The sequence below is a fragment of the Cupriavidus basilensis genome (assembly GCF_029335485.1).
Classification (GTDB): Bacteria; Pseudomonadota; Gammaproteobacteria; order Burkholderiales; family Burkholderiaceae; genus Cupriavidus; species Cupriavidus basilensis_E.
In genome coordinates, this window is sequence record NZ_JARJLM010000260.1 from 22,491 (window position 1) to 29,280 (window position 6,790).

The window sequence follows — 6,790 nt, forward strand, 5'->3', positions numbered from 1 at the left end:
CTTCCCAATATAACTTGCGGCGAGTTCATCATGCGCGATTTTGTCTATACATCTTTGCCGTCTCGGGTCATCTTCAAGGCTGGCGCCTCGCAAGGGATTGCGCAGCATGTGGCTGAACTTGGGGCGCAGCGGGCAATCGTCCTTTGCACGCCCGAGCAGCGCCAGCAAGGCGAACAGGTTGCGGCCACCCTCGGCAGCCGTTGTGCCGGCGTGTTTGCGCAGGCACAGATGCATGTGCCGATCGAGGTCGCCCGGAAGGCACGGGCCTTCGCTGACGGCGCATCGGCCGATTGTGCCGTGGCCGTTGGTGGCGGATCGACGGTGGGTCTGGGCAAGGCGATCGCGCTGGAATCGTCGCTGCCGATCATCGCCTTGCCGACGACCTATGCCGGTTCCGAAATGACCCCGATCTACGGCATAACGGAGGCCGGCTTGAAGAAGACCGGCAGGGATGCCCGCGTGCTGCCGAAAGTCGTCATCTACGACCCGGAGCTTTCCACGGGCCTGCCCCTCAAGTTGTCCATCGTCAGCGGATTCAATGCCATCGCCCATGCTGCCGAAGGGCTCTATGCGAAGGACGGCAATCCCATCATGAGCCTGATGGCGGAGGAAGGCATCCGCGGCATGCTCACGGGCCTGCGGACCATCGCCCGCAATCCGTCGGATCTGGACGGAAGAAGCGAGTGCCTGTATGGCGCTTGGCTGTGTGGCTCGGTGCTGGGCCATGTTGGCATGGCGCTGCATCACAAGTTGTGCCACACGCTTGGTGGGACGTTCAATCTGCCCCATGCGGAAACGCACACCATTGTCTTGCCGCATGCGCTGGCCTACAACGCGGCCGCCGCCCCGGACGCGATGCATCGCATCGCACGCGCAGCCGGTCGCGTGGATGCCGCCAGAGGGTTGTTCGACCTGGCGGTGGAGCTGGGCGCTCCCGTTGCGCTACGCGATATTGGCATGCGCGAGAAAGACCTCGATCGGGCCTGCGAATTGGCGCTGAGCAATGCCTACTGGAATCCGCGTCCAATGGAAGCAGTACCGCTCCGAGAACTGCTTCAACGTGCCTGGGAAGGTGCCCCGCCCGCACATTAAGAGGCGCTCACGCATCCTGCCCGCCTTTGCCATCGAGCCATTGACGATGGGCGGGAGAAGCTCGTCCCTTCGTTGGGAACAACAACAACGGCAGAGCAGCAGGCGTGCAGTCGCCAGAAGGCGATGTTCGGTGAAAAGGAGGTCGAAGCAATGAATTGACGCGTGATTGCCGCTTTGCGGCCAGAAAAGTCGTACCGCCCTGAATCCAGCGCCTGACGTGCATTGCTGGAGGGGGATCGTATTGTCTGGAATTCCAAAGTCGCATTGCGCCCGGCCACTTCGATGGCCATTGGCCTTATCGGCCAACAGCTGCAGCGAATCGGGGCAACCCACATCTGTGCCTGTGACGCTGCATGGCATGCGTTGGATATCCGGATTCTAACAAGAGATAGAAGATTGCGTTGGAGGAGAATCATGTTGATGAAGCTGAACCCGGTGCTTGCAGGCGCCATGGCGTCCTTGATCTCGTTGGGCATGGCGGGGGCCGCGAACGCGCAAAGTAGCGTGACCCTCTACGGCCGTATCACGGGTGGCGTCGATTACCTGAACAAGATCGCACAAAGTGGTGGTGGCCACGCCGATACGCTGCGCTATGCAGGGGGGAATTGGGGGACAAGCTGGTGGGGACTTCGCGCGAAGGAGGATCTCGGCGGAGGCCTGAGCGCGGTGATGAACCTGGAAAGCGCCTTTGCCACCGACAACGGCCAAACGGGAAACAGCCTGTTCAATCGCTACGCGTATGTCGGCCTTGCAAGCAGCACCTATGGCTCCCTGTGGCTCGGACGCGCGATGGGATTGCCGGACAGCGAAATTTCGGCAGTCGATCCGATGGGCTATCAGGCTACGAGCCTTGGGACGCTGCAGAATGGCCGTATCTGGGGGTCGCGAGCCAACACGATTACCTATAACTCGCCCGTGTGGGGCGGATTGTCGTTCCGCGGCCAGGCAGGCCTGAACGGCACGGCAGGCCAGTTCAATTCGGGCAGGCAACTGGCAGGTAGCATCAGCTATCAAAGCGGGCCGCTAGTCGTCAAAGGACTCTACGAGGAAATACGAGATATCGATGGTGGATTCAACAGCCTGTACACGGCATCGAAGCTCTACGCAGCCGGGGCGGCTTATCAGGTCCGCGATCTGAAACTCTATGGTGGCTATGCGCTGACCCGCTCCGGCGCCAATACGGTGGCGACCGCAGACAATCCGACTGGGGCGACCAAGCAGCAACTGTTCTGGGTCGGAGCGAATTATCAGGCAACGCCGGCGCTGGTGCTGATTGGCGGCGCATATCGTGCGAATCGCAATAATGCAGGTGGCAACGGCACGCTCCTGGCGGTGGGAGGTAACTACTATCTGTCAAAGAGAACGATGTTGTACGGCACCGTTGGTACGGTTCTGAATGGTGGCAATGCAGCCTTCTCTGCGGAGGCTGGCAACAACAGGCCGCTCGCAGGTTCCAGTCAGCAGGGTGTGTATACGGGGATGGTGCACTGGTTCTAACGCCATCGCCACTCCCGAATCATCGGGATCGGCGGCAGTCGCTATTCCGGTATCCGCCGATTCCGACTACTAGCAAAGTCTATCGCTTTGCGCCTGCAGTTCTTCGCGCAGCGCGTCTGGCCTATTTTCGCCGGATTGTTACGCCCCCCTTTTCGGAGTTCTTGAATGAAAGAGCCTTGCATTATCTCCGTCGCCATCACTGGTTCGCTGCCGCGCAAGCAGGACAACGCCGCCGTACCAATCACCGTTAGCGAGCAAGTCGAGTCCACGCAAGCCGCTTTCGAGGCGGGCGCCACACTCGTCCATTTGCACGTGCGCAACGACGACGAGACGCCATCGTCCGATCCTGAGCGTTTCGCCCGGGTGCTGGAAGGCATCCGCCAACACGCTCCGGGAATGATCACGCAAGTCTCGACCGGAGGCCGTTCTGGCGCGGGAAGAGAGCGTGGCGGGATGTTGTCCTTGCGGCCAGACATGGCCTCGCTTGCCACAGGCTCGGTCAATTTCCCGACTCGCGTCTACGACAACGCACCGGACCTGGTTGACTGGCTAGCCGCGGAGATGAAGGCCTATGGAATCAAGCCAGAAATCGAGGCCTTCGATCTTTCAATGATCTTCCAGGCGGCGGCAATGCAGCAGGCTGGCAAGATCGATGGTGCGCTGCATATCCAGTTCGTCATGGGCATCAAGAATGCTATGCCTGTCGATCACGACGTAGTCGAATTCTACGTGCGCACCCTGCACCGACTTGCTCCCGACGCTACCTGGACTGGCGCTGGCATAGGCCGCGACCAGATCACTATGGCACGCTGGTCGCTGGAACTCGGCGGCCATTGCCGTACGGGTCTGGAAGACAATATACGGATCGACAAGCACACGCTGGCACCGTCCAATGCCGCCCTGGTGCGCCAGGTTGCATCTCTATGCGACGAATATGAACGATCAGTGGCCACCGTAGCTCAGGCCAGGGCATTGTTGGGCCTGCCGGCCGCAGGGACAGAGTTGGTCGCGTAGCTCGTTTGTTCGACCGCCTGTGAGGGCCGTTTGTGCTCTGGCAGCATCTGGTCAAGAACGTCGGCTATGACGCCCTCCATGATTTCGACCACAGCACCGTAGCCGTGCAGGCGCCCAATGTGCCGGCCGTGGTGGCGCGCCGGATGCGTTCCAGTCCTGCACCGCGCGCTGGCCAGGCCCGGCCTGAGCGGCCGGGCCCCGACCTAGCGCAGGCCGCCTGCCTCCTGCGGCAAAGCCCCGGCATCCGGCACCTGCGCCGCGCCATACACCGCGCGGCCTGCCGTGCGCAGCGCCTGCGCCATCCGCAAGGCGGCGGGAGAGAGCAATCGATCCGTGCGGGTGATGATGCCGAAGTCGTCCATATGACAGGGCAGCGGCAGCGGCAGGATCGCGAGCAGGCCATGCTGCGCATAGTACTGCGCGACGTCATCGGTGAGCACCGCCAGCATGTCGCTCTGTTCCAGCATGCGCGTGAGGAACAGCAGCGCGGCGGTTTCCACGACGTCGGTCGGCGGCATCAGGCTGGCACGCTGGAACATCAGGTCGAAGCGATGGCGCAGCACGCTGCCCGCCGGCGGCACGATCCACGTTGCAGCCTCCACATCCCGCAGCGTTAGCGCGGACCGTGCCAGCAGCGGGTGGCCAAGGCGCGCCACGGCGCACACGGGCTCGCCCGCGAGCGGCTCGTAGCGCAGGTGCAGTTTGTCGTGCTCGGCGAACAGGCGTGCCACCACGAGGTCCAGCTTGTCCTGGGCCAGGCGTTCCAGCAGCACATTGCTGTTCTCGATCTCCAGCGACACGCGCAGCCCGGGCTGCTCCCGCTTGACCTGCGCAACGGCCGGCGGCAGCAGCTTCACGCCGGGCGAGGTGATCGCGCCCACGGCCACGTGCCCGAGCCGCCCGGCCTTGAGCGCCGTCACTTCCTCCTGCGCCTGATCCAGGCTGCCCAGCACCGCGCGCGCGTGCCGGATCATCGCTTCGCCATACCAGGTCGGGCGCATGCCGCGCGGCAGGCGCTCGAACAGCGGGACTTCCAGCATCGCCTCCAGCTCGCGCAGCAGCTTGGACGCGGCAGGCTGCGTCATGTTGAGGACCGCGGCGGCGCGGTGGATGTTGCCCTCGTCGGCCAGGGCCACCAGCAGCAGGAGCTGGCGGGTCTTGAGCCGGGCACGGATATACCAGGGGCTGGGCGTTGACATAGGGTTTACGTTGATATCCGAAGCGATATGGGTAAGGACTGAATCTTCATTGGAAGGATATCAAACCGCGCCGTACACTCCGCCTTATTCAAAAAAACAGATGCGAACAAGATGAGAGACAGCCTTCCCAGGCGCGTTCTGCCTTGGCGCCGGTGCCGCGCTAGCCAAGGCGTCCTTGGTGGGCCGCCGCTGTCGTCGTGTCCCGGTCCGCTGGCCCTCTAGTTTCCATACCCAATCCCCGTATTCAGGAAGGTCCCCCCATGCCGGAATCCAAATCCAAGCTGCGCTCCGCCCAATGGTTCGGCACCGCCGACAAGAATGGCTTCATGTACCGAAGCTGGATGAAGAACCAGGGCATTCCCGACCACGAGTTCGACGGCCGCCCCATCATCGGCATCTGCAACACGTGGTCGGAGCTGACGCCCTGCAACGCGCACTTCCGCAAGCTGGCCGAACACGTCAAGCGCGGCGTCTACGAAGCCGGCGGCTTCCCGGTGGAGTTCCCGGTGTTTTCCAATGGCGAGTCGAACCTGCGCCCCACCGCCATGCTGACGCGCAACCTTGCCGCCATGGACGTGGAGGAAGCGATTCGCGGCAACCCGATCGATGCCGTGGTACTGCTCACCGGCTGCGACAAGACCACGCCCGCGCTGCTGATGGGCGCGGCGAGCTGCGACGTGCCGGCCATCGTGGTGACCGGCGGCCCCATGCTGAACGGCAAGCTGGACGGCAAGAACATCGGCTCGGGCACGGCCGTCTGGCAATTGCATGAATCGCTCAAGGCCGGCGAGATCGATGTGCACCAGTTCCTCTCGGCCGAGGCCGGCATGTCGCGCTCGGCCGGCACCTGCAACACCATGGGCACGGCTTCCACCATGGCTTGCATGGCGGAGGCGCTGGGCACGTCGCTGCCGCACAACGCGGCCATTCCGGCGGTGGATTCGCGCCGCTACGTGCTGGCGCATATGTCCGGCATCCGCATCGTGGAAATGGCGAAGGAAGGCCTGACGCTGTCGAAGATCCTGACGCGCGCGGCCTTCGAGAACGCGATCCGTGCCAACGCGGCGATCGGCGGTTCCACCAACGCGGTCATCCACCTGAAGGCTATCGCCGGGCGCATCGGCGTGCCGCTGGAACTGGAAGACTGGACGCGCATCGGCCGCGACACGCCCACCATCGTCGACCTGATGCCTTCCGGCCGCTTCCTGATGGAAGAGTTCTACTACGCCGGCGGCCTGCCCGCGGTGCTGCGCCGGCTGGGCGAGGCCAACCTGCTGCCGCATCCGGATGCACTGACCGTCAACGGCAAGACCCTGTGGCAGAACGTCAAGGATGCGCCCAATACCAACGACGAGGTCATCCGTCCGCTGAACAAGCCGTTGATCTCGGATGGCGGCATCCGGGTGCTGCGCGGCAACCTGGCGCCGCGCGGCGCGGTGCTCAAGCCCTCGGCGGCCACGCCGGAACTGCTCAGGCACCGGGGCCGCGCGGTGGTGTTCGAGAACCTCGAGCACTACAAGGAGCGCATCGTCGACGAAACGCTGGAGGTGGACGCATCGTCCGTGATGGTGCTGAAGAACTGCGGCCCCAAGGGCTATCCCGGCATGGCCGAGGTCGGCAACATGGGATTGCCGCCCAAGCTGCTGCGCCAGGGCGTCAAGGACATGGTGCGCATCTCGGACGCGCGCATGAGCGGCACGGCCTACGGCACGGTGGTGCTGCACGTGGCGCCCGAGGCTGCTGCCGGCGGGCCGCTGGCAGCGGTGCGGGACGGTGACTGGATCGAGCTCGATTGCGAGGCCGGCACGCTGCACCTGGATATCGACGAGCATGAACTTGCCCGGCGCCTGGAAGCCTGCGCGGTCCCGCGTCCCGAGGGCAAGGCCGAGGAGGGCGGCTACCGGCGCCTGTATGTCGACCACGTACTGCAGGCCGACGAGGGCTGCGACCTGGACTTCCTGGTGGGCTGCCGCGGCGCGGCCGTGCCT

5 protein-coding genes are annotated in these 6,790 nt (G+C 63.8%); 4 read left to right on the plus strand and 1 reads right to left on the minus strand.

The window, feature by feature from the left end:
- Positions 1 to 30: 30 nt before the first annotated feature.
- The 3 genes from P3W85_RS15195 to P3W85_RS15205 all read left to right on the plus strand — a co-directional run bounded on the left by P3W85_RS15195 (position 31) and on the right by P3W85_RS15205 (position 3,603).
- Entirely contained in the window at positions 31 to 1,092 is a 1,062-nt protein-coding gene (locus P3W85_RS15195; RefSeq protein ID WP_276265406.1) for a maleylacetate reductase, read from the plus strand.
- Between the two features lie 420 nt (positions 1,093 to 1,512).
- Positions 1,513 to 2,589, plus strand: a complete 1,077-nt coding sequence (locus P3W85_RS15200; RefSeq protein ID WP_430869552.1) for a porin — start codon at positions 1,513 to 1,515, stop codon at positions 2,587 to 2,589.
- A 165-nt stretch (positions 2,590 to 2,754) separates the two neighbouring features.
- Positions 2,755 to 3,603, plus strand: a complete 849-nt coding sequence (locus P3W85_RS15205) for a 3-keto-5-aminohexanoate cleavage protein (protein ID WP_276265408.1) — start codon at positions 2,755 to 2,757, stop codon at positions 3,601 to 3,603.
- 203 nt (positions 3,604 to 3,806) lie between these two features.
- Here P3W85_RS15205 and P3W85_RS15215 read toward each other — a convergent pair whose 3' ends face one another.
- Positions 3,807 to 4,802, minus strand: coding sequence for a LysR family transcriptional regulator (locus P3W85_RS15215; RefSeq protein WP_276265409.1), 996 nt, complete (start codon positions 4,800 to 4,802; stop codon positions 3,807 to 3,809).
- A gap of 260 nt (positions 4,803 to 5,062) precedes the next feature.
- Here P3W85_RS15215 and P3W85_RS15220 point away from each other — a divergent pair.
- Positions 5,063 to 6,790, plus strand: a 1,728-nt coding sequence (locus P3W85_RS15220; RefSeq protein ID WP_276265410.1) for an IlvD/Edd family dehydratase, incomplete at its 3' end; no start/stop codon positions are given.